Source organism: Streptomyces sp. NPDC057617, assembly GCF_042800555.1.
In the GTDB taxonomy this organism is placed as follows: Bacteria; Actinomycetota; Actinomycetes; order Streptomycetales; family Streptomycetaceae; genus Streptomyces.
The window spans coordinates 110164-127553 of record NZ_JBHVGV010000001.1; the positions used below are offsets into that span (position 1 = coordinate 110164).

At 69.4% G+C, this 17390-nt stretch carries 16 protein-coding genes; 4 read left to right on the forward strand and 12 right to left on the reverse strand.

Translation table 11 applies throughout. The annotated features are described in order from the left end of the window. Positions 1-8: 8 nt before the first annotated feature. Complete coding sequence (locus ACFU9P_RS00510; RefSeq protein ID WP_384076635.1) at positions 9-212, reverse strand: hypothetical protein; 204 nt, start codon at positions 210-212, stop codon at positions 9-11. A 121-nt stretch (positions 213-333) separates the two neighbouring features. Between ACFU9P_RS00510 and ACFU9P_RS00515 the strand changes: the two genes are divergently transcribed. Both ACFU9P_RS00515 and ACFU9P_RS00520 read left to right on the forward strand, forming a co-directional pair. Beyond that, on the forward strand, positions 334-888 hold the full coding sequence (locus ACFU9P_RS00515; RefSeq protein WP_384076638.1) for a hypothetical protein: 555 nt from the start codon (positions 334-336) through the stop codon (positions 886-888). A gap of 145 nt (positions 889-1033) precedes the next feature. Further along, on the forward strand, positions 1034-2662 hold the full coding sequence (locus tag ACFU9P_RS00520; RefSeq protein ID WP_384076640.1) for a substrate-binding domain-containing protein: 1629 nt from the start codon (positions 1034-1036) through the stop codon (positions 2660-2662). A gap of 14 nt (positions 2663-2676) precedes the next feature. Here ACFU9P_RS00520 and ACFU9P_RS00525 read toward each other — a convergent pair whose 3' ends face one another. The 5 genes from ACFU9P_RS00525 to ACFU9P_RS00545 all read right to left on the reverse strand — a co-directional run bounded on the left by ACFU9P_RS00525 (position 2677) and on the right by ACFU9P_RS00545 (position 7024). Continuing rightward, on the reverse strand, positions 2677-3414 hold the full coding sequence (locus ACFU9P_RS00525) for a class I SAM-dependent DNA methyltransferase (protein WP_384076643.1): 738 nt from the start codon (positions 3412-3414) through the stop codon (positions 2677-2679). Positions 3415-3556: 142 nt separating this feature from the next. Beyond that, entirely contained in the window at positions 3557-4345 is a 789-nt protein-coding gene (locus tag ACFU9P_RS00530; RefSeq protein ID WP_384076645.1) for an ABC transporter permease, read from the reverse strand. Next, the gene (locus ACFU9P_RS00535) at positions 4342-5355 is read right to left on the reverse strand and encodes an ATP-binding cassette domain-containing protein (protein WP_384076648.1); all 1014 of its coding nucleotides are present in this window, start codon (positions 5353-5355) and stop codon (positions 4342-4344) included. The genes ACFU9P_RS00530 and ACFU9P_RS00535 overlap by 4 nt, the downstream gene beginning before the upstream one ends. A 147-nt stretch (positions 5356-5502) precedes the next feature. Continuing rightward, on the reverse strand, positions 5503-6339 hold the full coding sequence (locus ACFU9P_RS00540) for a DUF4097 domain-containing protein (protein WP_384076650.1): 837 nt from the start codon (positions 6337-6339) through the stop codon (positions 5503-5505). Between the two features lie 121 nt (positions 6340-6460). Continuing rightward, entirely contained in the window at positions 6461-7024 is a 564-nt protein-coding gene (locus ACFU9P_RS00545; protein WP_384076652.1) for a hypothetical protein, read from the reverse strand. Positions 7025-7437: 413 nt separating this feature from the next. Here ACFU9P_RS00545 and ACFU9P_RS00550 point away from each other — a divergent pair, with 413 nt between their 5' ends. Beyond that, positions 7438-8625, forward strand: a complete 1188-nt coding sequence (locus tag ACFU9P_RS00550) for an MFS transporter (protein WP_384076654.1) — start codon at positions 7438-7440, stop codon at positions 8623-8625. Here the strand turns inward: ACFU9P_RS00550 and ACFU9P_RS00555 are convergent. Together ACFU9P_RS00555 and ACFU9P_RS00560 are read right to left on the reverse strand one after the other, a co-directional pair. Next, positions 8592-10037, reverse strand: a complete 1446-nt coding sequence (locus ACFU9P_RS00555; protein ID WP_384076658.1) for an ATP-binding protein — start codon at positions 10035-10037, stop codon at positions 8592-8594. The genes ACFU9P_RS00550 and ACFU9P_RS00555 overlap by 34 nt on opposite strands. A gap of 31 nt (positions 10038-10068) precedes the next feature. Beyond that, positions 10069-11727, reverse strand: a complete 1659-nt coding sequence (locus ACFU9P_RS00560; protein WP_384076661.1) for an FAD-dependent oxidoreductase — start codon at positions 11725-11727, stop codon at positions 10069-10071. 262 nt (positions 11728-11989) lie between these two features. On the opposite strand from ACFU9P_RS00560, the gene ACFU9P_RS00565 reads away from it, so the two are divergent. Beyond that, positions 11990-13276, forward strand: coding sequence for an NAD(P)/FAD-dependent oxidoreductase (locus tag ACFU9P_RS00565; RefSeq protein ID WP_384076664.1), 1287 nt, complete (start codon positions 11990-11992; stop codon positions 13274-13276). A gap of 72 nt (positions 13277-13348) precedes the next feature. Here the strand turns inward: ACFU9P_RS00565 and ACFU9P_RS00570 are convergent, their stop codons facing one another. Genes ACFU9P_RS00570 through ACFU9P_RS00585 form a run of 4 tightly spaced genes read right to left on the reverse strand, consistent with a single transcriptional unit; the run spans position 13349 to position 17232 of the window. Beyond that, positions 13349-14341, reverse strand: coding sequence for an ABC transporter substrate-binding protein (locus ACFU9P_RS00570; protein ID WP_376381123.1), 993 nt, complete (start codon positions 14339-14341; stop codon positions 13349-13351). A gap of 8 nt (positions 14342-14349) precedes the next feature. Continuing rightward, entirely contained in the window at positions 14350-15372 is a 1023-nt protein-coding gene (locus ACFU9P_RS00575) for an amidohydrolase family protein (RefSeq protein WP_384077885.1), read from the reverse strand. 52 nt (positions 15373-15424) lie between these two features. After that, entirely contained in the window at positions 15425-16114 is a 690-nt protein-coding gene (locus tag ACFU9P_RS00580) for a 4-carboxy-4-hydroxy-2-oxoadipate aldolase/oxaloacetate decarboxylase (protein WP_384076667.1), read from the reverse strand. Continuing rightward, positions 16111-17232, reverse strand: a complete 1122-nt coding sequence (locus ACFU9P_RS00585; RefSeq protein ID WP_376381129.1) for a zinc-binding dehydrogenase — start codon at positions 17230-17232, stop codon at positions 16111-16113. The genes ACFU9P_RS00580 and ACFU9P_RS00585 overlap by 4 nt, the downstream gene beginning before the upstream one ends. Positions 17233-17390: the final 158 nt, after the last annotated feature.

Consider the following 17390-nt stretch of genomic DNA (forward strand, 5'->3'; position numbering starts at 1 on the left):
TGACTCTCCTACCTGTTGTGATCCGCACCGCCGGCCCCTTCCGCGCACGGACCGGTCTCGATTCCGTGTTCGCCGGCCACCGACAAGGCGTCGTCCAACTCGTCCTGTGCGAGGGCGACTTCATAGACGTCCCCGCTTCCCACGGCGGCCTCCAGCGCCACCCGAGCCTGCCGCACCCGCTCCCGCACGGCCGCGAAGAACTCCCCGCCCACCTGATCCCCAATCCCGTATGTCCCGCACAGAGGGCACGTGCTGAGTTCATGATGTAGCCAATTGCAGAACTTTGCAATTTACGTTGACCAGGGCCGCCGCGAGCCGTCACACTCGGTAGTTATGGATGCTGGCTTAGCCGCTGTGTGCGGGGCGTTGGCCGGGGCGTTGGCGACCATCGGGGCCGCGCTCACCGCCGGAAGGGCGCAGCGGGAGGCGGCCCGGATCGCGGCCCGGGCGGAGCATCAGCGGCAGCGGCGTCAGCCGCGGGAGGGCGTGTACAGGGAATTCATCGCCGCCGCCGAAGCGCTGCGCAATGCGATCGGGCAAAGAGAACTGGGCCCCTACAAGGTCTCCACCTTTACCAGCACCTATGTATACGAGTGCCGGACGCGCGCCGCGAGCGTCGCGTCCCTCTGGCTGGATATCGCGCTGGCAGGCCCCAAGGATGTCTCCGCGATGGCGGCCGATGTCGCCCGTACGGCCAATGTGATCTCCAGCCTCTGCGCGGAACTGGAGGCCATAAGAGCAGCGAACGAAGCGAATCCGGCCGACGATCTGCCACCGGAGGTGGATGCCCTCCTCGCGGGATTCGAGCTGACAGTAATGCCCATGGAACAAAGTCTCTCAAAGTTCATCGGCACGGCCCAGGACGCCTTGGACGACAACGGGTCATAAACCCCCGGCGCACGCCCATGAAGCGAACGGCAGGCAAACGGCTGTCGACGGAACACGGAAAGGTGTTCCAATGCGGACCCCCCGCTCCTTATCGTGACGCGCCATCACGTATACAAACGCGCGTACGCGCACGGGGGACAAAAACATGAATGAGTGGCTGACCGCCGACAACATATTGGCCACGATCTTCGCAGTGTTCGGTCTGGCCGCGTCGGCCGTTACGATCTGGTACCGGCCACGGGCCCAGAACCGTAAACGGATCGGGTACCGCGTCCAGATGGACACCCCTTTCGGCAACAGCAACGACGGCGGTGACGAAGGGGCGTTGACCACCGTCCGTATCGGCGCCTTCGGCAACTTCCTTGAGGGCCTGGACGATGCCACCGTCGTGCTGATCCGTATCGAGAACAACGGCGCGGAGACCATCGCCGAGTCCGACTACACCAGCCGCGACGCACTGCACGGCCTCACCGTCGTCTTCAGCGACCGCACCGTGCGCGGCGTCGCCGTCACCCAGCCCGAGGTCAACGACGAGTATCTGCTGGAGCATTTCGTACCGGCGGGACCGGCGGGTCTCCACTCGTCGGGCAGGAAGATCTTTCTCCCTCCGGTCCCGCTCAACCGGAACCAGCACTTCAAGCTTCTGGTGCTGCTCACCGGCGGTCCGGTCAACTCCGGTGTACGGATCACGGGCGGCCTTCAGGGCGGTGACGTCGTACGCAACAAGGGCGTGTCCATCGACGAAGAGCTGCCCCTCTTCAGCAGGCAGGCCAAATGGATCACCGCCGCCCTCTCGCTCTCGGTGTCGGTGCTGGCGGTCACCATCGCATGGCCCCAGGCCGTCGTCCCGCCGCGCGGCTGTGAGACGGGCAAGCTCACCGTGGTCGGCTCCACGGCCTTCAACCAGGCGGCGAAGGCTCTGAAGGCGGCGTACGAGAAGGACTGCCCCGGCTCGGAGATCGACCTCCGTATGACGGGTACCACGGACGGGCTCGAAGCCCTGGTCAGCGCGGGCAAGCAGGCGGAGGGCAGGTCCCCGGCCGTGATCGCGTTCTCCGACGGACTCAGGACCGACGCCGACCGCTACCGGGAGCTGGAGGAGAATTACGTGGCGATCTCCACCTTCGCGCTCGTGGCGAATTCCTCCGCCGGCCTTCCGGAACAGGGTCTGACACGCGAGCAGGTACGGCAGATCTTCACCGGAAAACTCACCGACTGGTCACAGGCGGGCGGCGGCCCCGGAGCGATAAAGCTGGTCACCAGGGAGGGCGACTCCGGCACCCAGGAGATCTTCGAACGGAAGATTCTCATGGGCGCGCAAACGGTGGCTGACAACTCGGTGGACTGCGAGACGCTCAAAGCGGCGGACAAGAACGACCCGATCATCCACTGCAAACAGGACAGCACGGACGAGATGCTGAACGCCGTGGCGGACACCGAGGGCGCGCTCGGCTACAGCGAACTGAACTCCTTCGAGAAGTTCCCGGACAAGAAGACGATGGGCGTACTGTCCCTGGACGGGCAGGAACCGCCCTCGACCAACGACATTGCCACCAGCACTTACCTGTTCACCGAGGTCGAATACGCCTACACATACGGGAATCCGTCGACCGGATCGCTGACCCGGAGTTTTCTGAACTTCGTGACCCTGGAAAGCGGGCAGTCCATCATCGAGCAGGCAGGGCACGCCCCGTGCGAGCGTGCCGAGATGCGGGAGGAGATGCAGGAAAGGTGCCAGCAGGAGAAGGATGAACAGCTGGCGGCGCGTGGCTAGGGCCGGGGGCCCGGTCAGGCGGGTTTCTCCCAGACCGACACATGCTGCCGGCTCTCGCCCGTGAAGGGCTCCCGTGTCCAGCCGTCCCAGCGTTCCCGCAGCCGCAGTCCCGCGAGCTGAGTCATCAGGTCGAGTTCCGACGGCCACACATACCGGAAGGGGATCGGCCTGTACTCGCCGCGGCCGTCGACGACTTCGACGTAGTTGGAGCTCATCTCCTGGGTGGCGACGTCGTAGATGTCGTACGCCCACCCCGTCGGGCCCGTGTGGAACGGTACGACGTTCTGCCCGGGCGGAAGCTTGCGCAGTTCCGGGATCATGACCTCGACGACGAAGCAGCCCCCCGGTCCGAGGTGGGCGGCGGCATTGCGGAAGCAGTTCACCTGCGCGGCCTGGGTGGTCAGATTCATGATGGTGTTGAAGACGAGGTATGCGACGGAGAAGGTCCCGTCCACTCTTGTCGTCGCGAAGTCGCCGATCGTCACACCGATCGCGTCGCCGCCCGGCTTGCCGCGGAGCCGGGCGACCATCGCCCGCGACATGTCGATGCCATGGACCGGGACGCCCCGGTGTGACAACGGCAGTGCGATACGTCCCGTGCCGATGGCCAGTTCAAGGGCGCGGCCGTCCCCGGCGAGGCCCGCCAGGAAGTCGGCTGTCGTCCCGATGACACCGGGGTCGAACTCGCCGCCCGACGAGTCGTCGTACGTCGCCGCGACCCGCTCTCCGAAGTAACCGTCCTGATCATCCATGGCCGGGACCGTACTGCAAACAGCACCCGTAACACCCGTGATTTTTTTGGGGCGACGGCCTCGGATCCCCGACGGCCTCGGGCCCCGGAGCGAGCGGTACGACCGCTGCCCCGGGGCCCTCAGCGGCCATGAGCGAGGATGCCTAACTCATGACGCCGCGCCGGAAGACCGCTCGGGCCCACAGATAGCCGACCAGGGTGAGGCCGGCACACCAGGCCAGCGCGGCGGGCGCGCTGCCGCCGATCTCAGTGCCCATCAGCAGGCCCCGCAGTGTTTCGATGATCGGTGTGAAGGGCTGGTACTCCGCGAACCAGCGCACGCCGGTGGGCATGGACTCCGGCGGGACGATGGCGCTGCCGACGAAGGGCAGGAACTGCAGCGGCAATGGCATGTTGCTGGCGGTTTCGGGGGTCTTGGCGACAAGGCCGATCGCCGCCGACAGCCAGGTGAGCGCCAGAATCAGCAGGACGAGAAGGCCGGCGGCCGCGATCCACTCGACAGGTGTGGCGCTGGGCCTGAAGCCCATGAGCAGCGCGACACCGATGACAAGCGCGACGCTCACCAGGGTCTGTATCACACTGCCGACCACATGCCCGGTCAGGAAGGACGCGCGGGAGATCGGCATCGTACGGAACCGGTTGACGATGCCTTCGGTCTTGTCGACGCACACCCCGACCGCCGTGACCAGGGCACCGGATGTCGCGGCCATCAGGATGATGCCGGGGGCGACATAGTCGATGTAGTCGGTGGTGCCGGCGGCGGTGCCGATGCCGCTGCCCAGCGCGCCGCCGAACACGTAGTTGAAGACCAGGAGCATCATGACGGGCAGTGCGACGACCGAGACCGTCATGGACGGGTAGCGCTGTGCGTGCTTCAGATTGCGCCGCAGCATCGTCAGCGAGTCGGTGACGGCATAGGACGGGGTGTTCATCGGGCGTGCTCCTTCTGGGAGTTGGCCTCGTCACCGGGCTGGGCGGTGCCGGTGAGGGTGAGGAAGACATCGTCGAGATCGGGGGTGTGCACCGTGAGTGCCTCGGCCTGCACCGACGCGTGGTCCAGTACGTCGAGGACGGCGCGCAGGGTGGGAATGCTTCCGTCGCTCGGGATCTGCAGGGTGAGCGCTTCACTGTCGCGTTTCACGGCGGGGAAGAGAGCGGAGGCCGAGTCGAGTCCGGTCTCGTCGGCGAACCGGAGGCGGATATGGCCGCCGGGGATACGGCGCTTCAGCTCTTCCGCGGTGCCTTCCGCGACCAGCTTTCCCCGGTCCAGGACGGCGATACGGTCGGCGAGCTGATCGGCCTCCTCCAGATACTGCGTGGTCAGGAAGATCGTGACGCCTTCGTCGGCGACGAGCGTACGGATGATCTCCCGCATGGTGCGGCGGCTGCGCGGGTCGAGTCCGGTCGTCGGCTCGTCGAGGAAGATGATGCGCGGATCGCCGACCAGGGTCATCGCGAGATCGAGCTTGCGCCGCATACCTCCCGAGAAGGTGACGACGGGCTTGGTGGCCGCCTCGGTCAGATCGAACCGGCGCAGCAACTCGGCGGTACGGCGCCGGCCTTCGCGGCGGTCGAGGTGGTACAGGTCCGCCATGAGGAGCAGGTTCTCCTCGGCGGTGAGGAGGTTGTCCACCGCCGAGAACTGGCCGGTGACACCGATCAGGGCGCGTACGGCGTCGGCGTCGCGGGCCACGTCGTGCCCCGCGACCTCGGCCGTTCCGGCGTTCGCGGGGATGAGGGTGGTGAGGATCTGCACGGTGGTGGTCTTGCCCGCCCCGTTGGGTCCGAGCAGCGCGAAGACGGAGCCCTCGGGGATACGCAGGTCGATGCCGTCGAGCACCACCTTGTCGCCGTAGGACTTGGACAGGCCGGTAGCGGTGATCGCCGGGGCGGGGGCGGTGGACGAGCGGGCGGATACGGAGGACGCGGAAGGCGCGGTCATGGCGGTCATGTCCTTGTCTGCGGTACGGAGTTCCGCGGTACGGCCGGCTCCGGTACGGGTGGCCGGGGCCCGGTCCGCGGTACGGATGGCCGAGTGCGCGGGGCGGCGCGGTACAGGTGATGCGGGTGTACGGGTGGTACGGGCCGGTCAGGGGCGGCGGATCACGATGTCGCCGAGTCCGGTCCGGGCGCGCACCTCGACGGTCTCGTCGGAGGCGCCGGGGCCTTCGGACGGGCTGAGGGAGTTGCGTACCCGCCCGAGGCGGGTGTTCACGTCGAGCCACGCGGCGGTGGACTCGGGGATTCCGACCTCAAGGTCGCCGGAGGCGGTCTGGAGCACGATCTGGCCGCGCGCCACCTGACCGATCCGGATGCCGCCGTTGGCGGACTTGGCCTCGACTCCGGCGTGCGCGATGCCCACGGAGATACGCCCGTTGGACGAGGACGCGCGCAGGTCGCCGGTGACCTCGCCGATCGTGGTCTCGCCGTTGAGGTTCTTGACCGTGGCGGCGCCGGTGACCGTACCGATGTCGACCCGGCCGGCCCCGGTGATCTCGGCGTCCCCGGTGGCGTGCGCCAGGTGGATGTCGCCGTGGCTGGTCTTCAGGGTCACGGTCGCCGCCTCGTCGACCCGGATGTCGCCGGCCGAGGTCTTGAGCGCGCACTCCCCGAGCGGCCCCTCGCAGGTGAAGTCGCCCAGGGGCGAGGTGCCCCGGATGTCCGAGCCGGCCGGCAGCTCGATGGTCACGTCGATCGTGCCGCTCCGGCCGAACAGGGAGCGGTTCTTGGGCCCCTTGACCCGCAGCGCACCGCCCGAGCAGACCACTTCGACCTGGCGCGCGGCGCGTACGTCGGCGTCGTCGGCGCCGTCGCCGGGCAGGACCTCGACGACCGTGTCGGTGCGTTTGCTCGCGCTGATCCGGACGGACCCGACGTCGAATTCGAGAGTGGCCGAGATCGGCTCGGGGGTGTCGAAAGTAGGCATGGCTGTCCCGTCCTCATGGCTTTGGTGTGTTGTCCCGCCACCGAGGGGGCGGGTGAGAGTGTCCGTACGAAGAAGTCGTTGTCGATGAACAGGCCCGGTGCGGGCGGTGGCCGGGGCGGGGCTAGCGCACCCAGCCCTTGTAGCCCTTCTGGCCCCGGGGGCGGCCGCGGCCCGGGGCGCTGCCGCGCTCGGCCGCCGGGCCGGGCTCCAGGGCCGTGGCGACCGCCCGTACCAGCCAGGCGTTGACGGACAGGCCCTCCTGACCCGCGGCGTCCTCGACCCGGGCCTTGAGGTGGGCGGGCAGACGGAAGTTGATACGGGCCATTCCGCCCTCGTCGCCGTCCGGGACGGCGGGAACGGGTACGGGAGCCGGTGCCGCCATGGCGCCATGTGGCGCCACCTCGTGCTCCCCGTCCCCGGTCTCCTCGTACGGTTCCGGGACCGGCGGCGGTGTCACCACGAACTCGGGGTCGAGCCCGCGCAGCCGTACGTCGACCGAGCCCGGCGCCAGCTCACGGGTCACCTCCTCCATGGCGGCAGACAGTGCGTTGAGCAGGGTGAGCCGGGCGGCCGACTCCAGGGGTGCGGTGAGCCGCTCCGCCAGGGCGCGGGCTTCGTCTCCGCCCGCGTCCGCTGCGACGGCGAGCTCATGCCGGAGGTTGCCGACATACGGCGTGAGGTCCATAGCACCACCATGGCACATCGATGGCGCCATGTCGAGCCATCATGGCGCCATGATGCGCCATGGACGGCGCCGGGCCCGAAATCCGGCCCCACCGGCCCCCCCGTCCAGCCTCGCCGCGTCGGGCCGTTACATTGACCTGACGACCGCCACCCAGTGGGCCGTCCTTGAGGACGTCGAGGGTCCGCCACAGAGCGGATCCGGGCCCCGCCGGCCACGCACGGCATCGCGGAAACCACGCTGGACACCCTGACCTGCTGAGCCCGCTCACCGACTGAGCCGCACGCAGGCCGCTCCCCCACTTCCCGCTCCGCCCTTGGAGCGACTCCCCCAGCACATGTCCGACTTCGGCCTGCCCATTTTCCGTAACCAGCGATTCAAAACCATCGCAAACCAATCCCGAAGGAAACCGGTTCATGCCTCGTGCCGTATACGTGCTGACCGTTGGCGTCTTCGCCATGGTCACCAGCGAGTTCGCGGTCTCCGGACTGATGCCGCAACTCGCCGACGGGCTGGGGGTCACCATCCCCCAGGTCGGCTACCTCATCACCGCTTTCGCCGTGGCGATGGCGGCCGGCGGCCCGTTCCTGACCGTGGCCGTGCTGAAGGTCCCTCAAAAGCGCGCGCTGATGCTGGTGTTCGCCCTTTTCCTGGCCGGCAACATCCTGGCCGCCACCGCCTCCTCGTACGGTGTCATGCTGGCGGCGCGTATCCTCACCGGCACCGCCTCGCAGGCGTTCTTCGGTGTCGCGATCGCGATGTGCGTCCGGCTGACCCGCCCCGGCGTACACGGCCGGGCGATCGCGGTGCTCATGAACGGGCTGATGTTCGGCACCCTGCTGGGTCTGCCGCTGTCCACCGTCATCGGGGAACGTCTGGGCTGGCGTGCCGCCTTCTGGGGCATCGCCGTCCTGACGGTGATCGCCGCGGTGTGCACGGCCGTCGGTGTGCCCCGCCCGGCGCGGGCCGAAGCACGTAGCGACTTCCGGCAGGAGATGGCGGTGTTCCGCAGTCCCCGGCTCTGGCTGGTACTGCCCACCAGCACCCTGATCATCGGCGCGACCTTCTCCGCGTTCAGCTACGTCAATCCGATCCTGACCGAGGTGGCCGGCTTTGACGCCGGTACGGTCCCGCTGCTGCTCGTCGGATACGGCGCGGCGACCGTGATCGGCAATACCGTCGTCGGGCGGCTGGCAGACCGGTACACCCTCCAGGTGCTGTTCTGCGGGCTGCTGCTCAATCTCGTGTTCCTCACCGGCTTCGCCCTGTTCGCCGGCATGTCCGCCCCCGCGCTGGTCTGCCTGATGGGGATCGGCCTCGTCGGCGTCACCATGAACCCGGCGATGGCCACCCGTGTCCAGCGCGCCGGCAATGCCGGGCCGCTGGTGAACTCCGTCCACTCCTCGTTCATCACGCTGGGCGTCATCATCGGTTCCTCGGCCGGCGGGCCGGCCATCGACGCGTACGGCCTGCGCGGTCCGCTGTGGCTCGGCGCCGGCCTGGCCGCGCTCGGCCTCGTCAGCCTCCTGCCGGACCTGTTCCGTCAGAGGTATCCGTCAGAGGTGTGCGCTCACGCTTCGGGGGTTTCGGAGGAAGGTTCCTGAGTGATCGGCAGGAGCACCTGGAAGCGGGTGTTCCCCGGCTGGGACTGTACGCGGATGTCGCCCCGGTGCTTGTTGACGACGATGCGGTACGAGATGTCCAGGCCGAGGCCGGTGCCGTCGCCCACGGACTTGGTGGTGAAGAAGGGTTCGAAGATCCGGGGCCTGATCTCCGCGGGGATGCCGGGGCCGGTGTCGGCGACCTCCACCAGGAGCTGCTCGCCGTCCCTGCGGGTGGCCAGGGTGAGGGTGCCCTCGTCGCCCATGGCGTCGACCGCGTTGTCGATCAGATTGGTCCACACCTGGTTGAGTTCGGCGCCGTACGCCGGGATCTCCGGGAGGTCGCGGTCGTACTCCTTGACCACCCGGATCCCGGCGGGGATCTTGCCCTTCAGCATGGTCAGGGTGGCGTCGAGCAGGGTGTGCACATCGACGGTCCGGTGCGGTGCCCGGTCGAGCTGGGAGTACTGCTTCGCCGCTCCGACCAGGTCGGAGACCCGGGTCACGGCGTCGTCGATCTCGCCCATCAGGAGTTCGGTGTCGATGGCGTACGCGAGCCAGCGCACCGCCGAGTCCAGATGGTCCTCGCCGACCGTCTCGGCGACCGTGGACAGCCAGGGCACGCCCACCCCGCCCGACACCAGGACCGGCGCCAGATCCCAGGGGCTCGCGACCTCGTGCTCCTCCAGCCAGTCGCCGATCTCGTCCTCGGCGTCGGCGGCGGCGAGCGCCGACAGCGGGGAGGCGGCGGCGGCCTGCTTGACCGCCGCGTCCTGGAGTTCCACCAGGCCGCGCAGCCGGGTGCCGTCGAGTCGGCCGTCGGCGATCAGGGCGAGCTTGTGCCGCATCCCGCTCACCCGCTCGCGCAGCGCCTCGGTGGCCCGTACGGCTGCCGCGGCCGGGTTGTTGAGTTCATGGGTGAGGCCGGCGGACAGGGCGCCGAGCGCGACCAGCCGTTCGCGTTCGCCCATGACCGTGTCCGCCGCGCGGGTGCCGAAGAACAGGCCTTCCAGCAGATGCAGCGCCATCGGGAACCAGTCGCGCATCGCATCGGCGAACTCCTCGGCCGGCAGGACGAAGAACTCGGCGTCGCTGACGGCCCGCATGGTGTTCGGATACGCCTGGTCCACCCGGTCACCCAGATACGCCTGGGTGGCTCCGCCGTACACACCGCGCTTGTCGGTCCTGGTGACCTCGATGTCGTCCCCGTGCAGCCGTCTGCTGAGCGTCACCGCCCCGCTGAGCAGGACGAAGAAGCAGGTGGCCGGCTCGCCCTCCTGGTAGACGGCCGTGCCGCCCTCCCGTACCTCCACCCTGCCCCGCTCGGCCAGCCAGCCGAGCTGGCTGTCGTCGAGCGCTTCGAAAAGGAACAGGGTGCGCACCTGGTCCGGTGTCAACCGGTCAGAAGCGGTCATGGCGCCTCCACAACGACAGGCGCCTCTGCGTTCATTGCGCCTCCAGATAACGGTGGACCAGCGAGATGGCCATCGCGCCGTCGCCGACGGCCGAGGCGACCCGCTTCAGGGACGCGGCGCGGACGTCTCCGGCCGCGAACACCCCCGGCACGCTGGACTCCAGGTGGTACGGGTCCCGGGGCAGCGTCCAGCCGGGCGGGCGCTGTCCGTCGGCGAGCAGGTCGGGGCCGGTGAGCACGAACCCCAGCGGATCGCGCGCGACCACGCCGTCCAGCCACTCCGTGCGCGGCTCGGCGCCGATGAAGACGAACAGCCAGGAGGTGTCGACGCTGTCCTCGGCGCCCGACCGGGCGTCCCGCAGCGTCAGCCGCTGGAGGTGCCCGTCACCCTCCCCGGCGATCACCTCGGTCCAGGGGTGGACGACGATATTGCCGATGTCACGGATCTGCTCGATCAGATAACTGGACATGGACCGGGAAAGATCGGCGCCTCTGATCAGCATGTGCACACGCTTGGCGTAGCGGGAGAAGTGCACGGCCGCCTGGCCGGCCGAGTTGGCGCCGCCGACCATGTACACCTCCTCGCCCGAGCAGGTGGGTGCCTCGGTGACGGCCGATCCGTAGAACACCCCGGCGCCCGTGAACTCCTCCAGTGTGGGGGCGGCCAGTCTTCGGTACGAGACGCCGGTGGCCAGCACCACCGTGTGCGCGGTGATCGAGGAGCCCTCGCCGAACCGCAGCACCCGGCCCGAGCCGGCCGGTTCCAGGGCGACGACCTCGCGGGCGCTGAGGATCTCGGCGCCGAACTTCAGCGCCTGGCGGCGGGCCCGGTTGGTGAGCTGTGAGCCGGAGACACCGTCGGGGAAGCCGAGATAGTTCTCGATCCTGCTGCTCTGGCCCGCCTGCCCGCCGGTCGCCTCGCGCTCGACCAGGACCGTACGCAGCCCCTCGGAGGCTCCGTACACCGCGGCGCCGAGCCCGGCGGGTCCGCCGCCGACCACCACGAGATCGTAGAAGTCCGAGGTGGGGGTGGTGCTCAGCCCGACATGCGCGGCGAGTTCGCCCTCGGCGGGCGCCACCATCGTCGTACCGTCCGGCGTGACCACCAGGGGTACGTCGGTGGCGGCGGCTCCGGCGGCGGTGAGCAGACGGGCGCCCTCGGGTTCGTCGGCCGGGAGCCAGCGGTACGGGACCAGATTGCGGGCGAGGAAGTCCCGTACGGCGAAGGACGGGGCCGACCAGCGGTGCCCCACCACCCGGGTCTCGGTGCAGCCCGGATCGGGGGTGGCCAGCCAGGCCTCCAGCAGCGAGTCGATCACCGGGTAGAGGTGCTCCTCCGGCGGGTTCCACGGCTTGAGGAGATAGTGGTCGAGATCGACGACATTGATCGCGTCGATGGCGGCGCCGGTGTCCGCGTACGCCGTCAGCAGCACCCGCCGGGCCAGCGGGAAGAGGTCCATCGCCGCTTCGAGGAACTCGATGCCGTTCATCTTCGGCATCCGGTAGTCGGCGAGCATCACCGCGAGCCGTTCGCCGCGCAGCTTGATCTCTTGGAGCGCTTCCAGTGCCTCCGCGCCGGAGACGGCGCGGACGACCCGGTACCGGTCGCCGTAGCGGCGCCGGATGTCGCGGGCGACGGCCCGGGAGACCGCCGGATCGTCGTCGACCGTCAGGATCGTCGGATTCGCCATGCCCTCACCATCGTCTGCGGACGGAACGGCCTGAACACCAGTGTACGAGCGGACGGGCGCCGGGTTCCGGTGCGGGCCCGCGGGCGCTCCGGGATGCTGCCGCCGCCATCGGGGACCACCCGGAATCGCGATGGTAGAATGGTATGACAGTTTGGCCTCAGTTGGAGATCTTCGACCGGAGAGGACACCCGATGCCGCCCGAAGACCAGCGACACAGCCCCCGGCGGGACATGGGACATGGCGCACCGGAAGCGGGGTACCGGTGAGCGGCACGGCCGCGGGCGGCGGCACGCTGATTGTCGGCGCGAGCCAGGCGGGTCTGCAACTCGCCGTATCTCTGCGGCAGTTGGGTGATACGGCACCGATCACCCTGGTGGGCGAGGAACCTCATCCGCCTTATCAGCGGCCGCCCCTGTCCAAGGAGTTCCTGGCCGGTGAGGCGGATCTCGCGTCGCTGGACTTCCGGGTGCCCGGCTTCTACGAGGCCGCGGGGATCGATCTCGTACGTGGCGAGCGGGTCACCGATGTGTCGCTGACCGCCGACGGCCGGCCCGGTTCCGGTGTCGCGGTGACGGCGGGCGGGCGCACCCTGCCGTTCGACCGGCTGGCCCTCACGGTCGGTTCCACGCCCCGACGGCTCACCCTGCCCGGCTCCGACCTCGGCGGGATCTGTGTCCTGCGGGACCGTGACGACGCGGCCCATCTGCGGTCGCGGCTCCTGGCCGCCGGACGGGTCGTGGTGGTGGGCGGCGGCTTCATCGGTCTGGAGACGGCGGCGGTGGCCCGGGCGCTCGGCAAGGAGGTCACCGTGGTCGAGGCGGCGCCCCGGCTGCTCGGGCGCGCCGTGGCCCCGGTCGTCTCCGACTTCTATCTGCGGGCGCACCGGCGTCGCGGGATTCGCGTCCTGCTGTCGGGCTCGGTCACCGGGTTCGACGGGGCGGCCGGGCAGGTGACGGGGGTGGGACTCGCCGACGGCACCCGTCTCCCGGCCGATCTGGTGCTCGTGGGTGTCGGCGCCGTTCCCCGTACCGAACTCGCCGAGCGGCTCGGGCTGGAGTGCGACCAGGGCATCGTCGTCGACGCGGAGGCCCGTACCAGCGATCCCGCGGTCTGCGCCGCGGGCGACTGCACCGTACAGCCGCATCCCACGACGGGGGTCGGCAGGGTACGGCTGGAGTCCGTGCAGAACGCCGTCGCCCAGGCCACCGTGGCGGCCGCGACCCTGCTCGGGCTGTCGGCGGGGCCGCGGGCGGTGCCGTGGTTCTGGTCGTACCAAGGCGATCTCAAGCTTCAGATCGCCGGGCTCTCCACGGGGTACGACGAGTATGTGGTGCGCGGCGATCCGGACAGCGAGCGGTTCTCCGTCCTCTATTACCGGGAAGGGCGGCTCCTGGCGGCCGATTCCGTCAACAGCCCGGCCGACTACATGGCCGTACGCGGGGCGCTCACCCGGGGCGCCACCGTCGAGCCCGGCGCGGCGGCCGATACGGCCACCGCCCTGAAGCTCCTGGTCACCGGCCCGCGCACCGACGCCGTCCTGCCGACCTGACAGCGGCCCGCACACGGCTCCGGCCCCGTCCTCCCACAGCGAGGACGGGGCCGGACTTCTGCCGGGAGAGCGTCAGATCACCGCCGCTTCCAGTGACTCCGGCGCGAACAGCTCCTCGGGCGTCCACAGCCGCGAGGAGAGCCCCTGCTCATGGTGGTAGCGCAGGAAGGTGGCCAGGGTCTCGTGGTTGTCCTTGACCCCGTACGACCAGTAGTCCCTGCCCAGCAGGGTCCTGGCCTCCTCAAGCTGCGGGATCAGCCAGGGCAGCATGAAGCGCAGCGCCGAGGTGTCGTAGAGGTTCGCGTACGCCTCGTCCCTGGCGGTCACCAGCGCCTTGTTGAGCGACTGCGCGACCCAGGGATACGCCTCGTACACATCGCGCCTGATCACGACCACATGCATGATCGGGAAGATGCCGGTCTCCCGGTAGTACTCCTTCTCACTGGCGACGACATCCGTGAACACCCGCCGCACCCGGGGATCCCCCGCGACGAACGGGCTCGGGACCCGCGGGGTGCACAGCGCGTCGATCTCGCCCTCGGCGAGCATCGCGGAGAGCGTCCTGTCCTCGGCGATACGGCTGATCCGTACCGAGTCCGGCAGGTCGACGCCGGCCTTCTCCACCCGCCCCGCGGTCTCCTGTCCGCCGGTGAGGTACGTGACCGAGTCGTACGGAACGCCGTGCCGGTCCCCCAGGATGCCGCGCATCCACACACACGCGGTGAGCTGGTATTCCGGGGTGCCGACCCGCTTGCCGCGCAGGTCCTCGGGCGACGAGATACCGGAGCCGGTGTGGAAGTACAGCGAGCCGTGCCGGAACATCCGGGAGGTGAAGACGGGCAGGGCCACAAAAGGCGAGGGGTCGGCGCGCAGCGACAGGACGTACGAGGACAGCGACATCTCCGCCACCTCGAACTCCTGGTGCCGCATCATCCGGAAGAAGGTCTCCTCGACGGGCAGTCTGAGATACGTCAGTTCGATGCCGTCGGCGCGGACCGTCCCCTCGGCGAGGGCGCGGGTACGGTCGTAGTCGCCGCAGGCGAACGTGAGACGCAGTCGGGACATGGGGCTGTCTACCTGCCTTCCGCGGTGAGTCGGGCGTCGAGCCGCGGATAGACCCGGCGGGCGTTCTCCTCGAAGACCTTGCGGCGCTGGGCCTCGGTCAGTCCCGTACGGTCGAGATAACGCTTGGTGTCGTCCCAGGCGATACCGGTGTCCGGATCGACACCGCGCACGGCGCCCAGCATCTCCGACGCGAAGAGCATGCTGTCGGCCCCGATCACCTGGTGGAGCAGGTCGATACCGGGCTGGTGGTAGACGCAGGTGTCGAAGAAGACGTTCCGTGCGAGCAGTTCGGCGGGGTCGGGGCGGCCGAGCCGTACGGCGAGCCCGCGGTAGCGGCCCCAGTGGTACGGCACGGCGCCGCCGCCGTGCGGGATGACGAAGCGGAGCGCCGGGAAGCGTGCGAAGAGATCGCCCTGGACGAACTGCATGAACACCGAGGTGTCCGCATTGAGGTAATGGGCGCCGAGCGTATGGAAGTTGGGGTTGTGGGAGGTGGAGACATGGACCATCGCGGGGACGTCCAGCTCCACCATCGCCTCGTACAGCGGGAACCAGTACGGGTCGGTCAGCGGCGGCGAGTCCCAGCGGCCGCCGGACGGGTCGGGGTTCAGATTGCAGCCCACGAAGCCCAGTTCGGTGACACACCGGCGCAGCTCGGCGACCGAGTCGTCGAGCGGGCCGCCGGGGGTCTGGGGCAACTGGCACACCCCGGCGAAGTGGCGCGGGAACAGGCCGACGATCCGGTGGACGAGGTCGTTGTTCACCCGCGCCCAGGTGCGGGCCGTGGCCGGATCGGGCACATGGTGCTCCATCCCGGAGGCCTTCGGGGAGAACAGCATGAGATCGCCGCCGCGTTGGCGGAGCACCCTGAGCTGGTTGTTCTCGACGCTCTCCCCGATCTCGTCGTCGCTCATGGCGGCGGGTACGGGCAGGGGCAGGGCGGGGTCCCGGAGGCGGGCGAGCTGCGCGTCGCGGAACTCCTGGTGCTGGGGCGGGGCGGTGGTGTAATGGCCGTGACAGTCGATGATCATCGAAATGCGGTCCTCGTTCGTCGTCTGCCGGGTCTGCCAGGTCTCATCCGGATCAGTTGTCCGGAGCGCGGTCGACATACGTCAGCCCCTTGCGCGCCAGCCTTTCGCGCATTCCGTGCACATCGAGGCTGAGTTCACCGCGCTCGTACCGCGCGCGGGAGACGGCTTCCTTCTCCTCGCGGGCGCGGGAGGCCTCCAGCACCTGGGCCGCGCGCAGCCGCGGTACGACCACCACTCCGTCGTCGTCGGCCACGATCACATCGCCGGCCTCGACGCGCTGACCCGCGCAGACGACGGGAGTGTTGACATCGCCCAGGGTCTCCTTGACGGTGCCGTACGCGCAGATGTGGCGCGCCCATACCGGGAAGCCCATCTTCTGAAGCTCGGCCACATCGCGGCAGCCCGCGTCGATGACCACGCCGCGGACTCCACGGGCGGCGACGGCGGTGGCGAGGAGTTCACCGAAGTAGCCCGCCTCGGACGGGGAGGTGGGGGCGACGACGAGGATGTCCCCCTCCCTGCACTGTTCGACCGCGACATGGAGCATCCAGTTGTCCGCGGGCGGCACACTGACCGTCACCGCGGTGCCCGCGACATGCGCGCCGCGGTAGACCGGCCGGAGCGCGGGCGAGAGGAGCCCGGTGCGGCCCTGGGCCTCGTGCACGGTGGCGACACCGTACGCGCCGAGTCCGTCGGCGGTCGCCCGGTCCGTACGGAGGGGATCGCGCACCACGACGCTCATGCCGTCACCCCCGCCCAGGGCAGCAGGGACACATGGACGACGTCCTCGCCGTACTCGCCGCCGACGGTCCGGATGGCGCGGTCGGTGTCACCGAGGCCGAAGCTGTGGGTGCTCAGCTTCTCCAGCGGGAAGCGTCCCGAGGCGAGCTGTTCCAGGGCGAGTTCGCAGGAGCGGAAGCTGTGTCCGCGGGCGCTCAGCAGGCTGATGGACTTCTCGGTGATCTTCTTCAGCGGGAAGTCGGGGAAGGCCGCCAGCTCGCCCTGGACCACCATCGTGCCCTCACGGCGCTTCAGCGCGTCGACACCGAGCAGGACGGGGGCGGTGCCGGCGCCCGCGGTGCAGTCCAGCACCACGTCGACGCCCCGGCCGCCGGTGATCTCCATTACCCGGGCCAGCGGGTCCTCGCGCCGTACGTCGATGACGTCGTCGGCGCCGAGTTCCCTGGCGAGGGCCAGCCGGGCGGTGTCGCGGGTGGTGCCGGTGACGATGATCCGGGAGGCGCCCGCCTGCTTGCAGGCGACGACCTGGGAGAGGCCCTGCTGTCCCGGGCCCTGGATGAGCACCGTCGAGGCGTAACCGACCCGCGCGGTGACCAGGGCCCATTCGATGCCGTTCGACAAGGGCGTGACCAGGCCCGCGAGTTCGGCGGAGACCCCGTCGGGGACCCGGTGGATCACCGCGTTCCACGGCAGGTACAGATACTGCGAGAAGCCGCCCCAGAGGTGGTACGGGTTGTTCGCCGAGGTGTAGCCGTAGCGGCGGGCGTCCGGGTTGGTGCGCCAGTCGGTGGCCTCGCAGTGGCGGTATTCGCCCTGGTGGCACCACTCGCAGCGGAAGCATCCGACATAGTGCTCGACAAAGACACGGTCGCCCTCGGCGAGTCCCCTGCGCTCGGTGAAGGTACGGCCGGCCCGGGCGATGACCCCGACGTTCTCATGGCCCATGATCACCGGGTCGGCGAACGGCGGCTTCGCGTACATCTTCACGTCCGTGCCGCAGATTCCGGCGACCTCGACCTTGAGCAGCGCTCCGTCGTCGGGAATGTCCGGCATCGGGAACTCGCGCAGCTCGGTCGTGCCCGGCGCGGTCCTGACCGCCGCCAGCACCTGCTCCGCCATGGCTTCTCCTCACCCTCGGGGGCTGTCGGGCCGCCACACTACTCTATGGACTGATGGACTGACCATGGTACCTTTCGGGCGTCAGCCCGCCTTCGGGCCGCCTTCGGGCCGCCTTCGGGCCGCCTTCGGGCCGTCGGCAGACCGCCACAAGAGACACG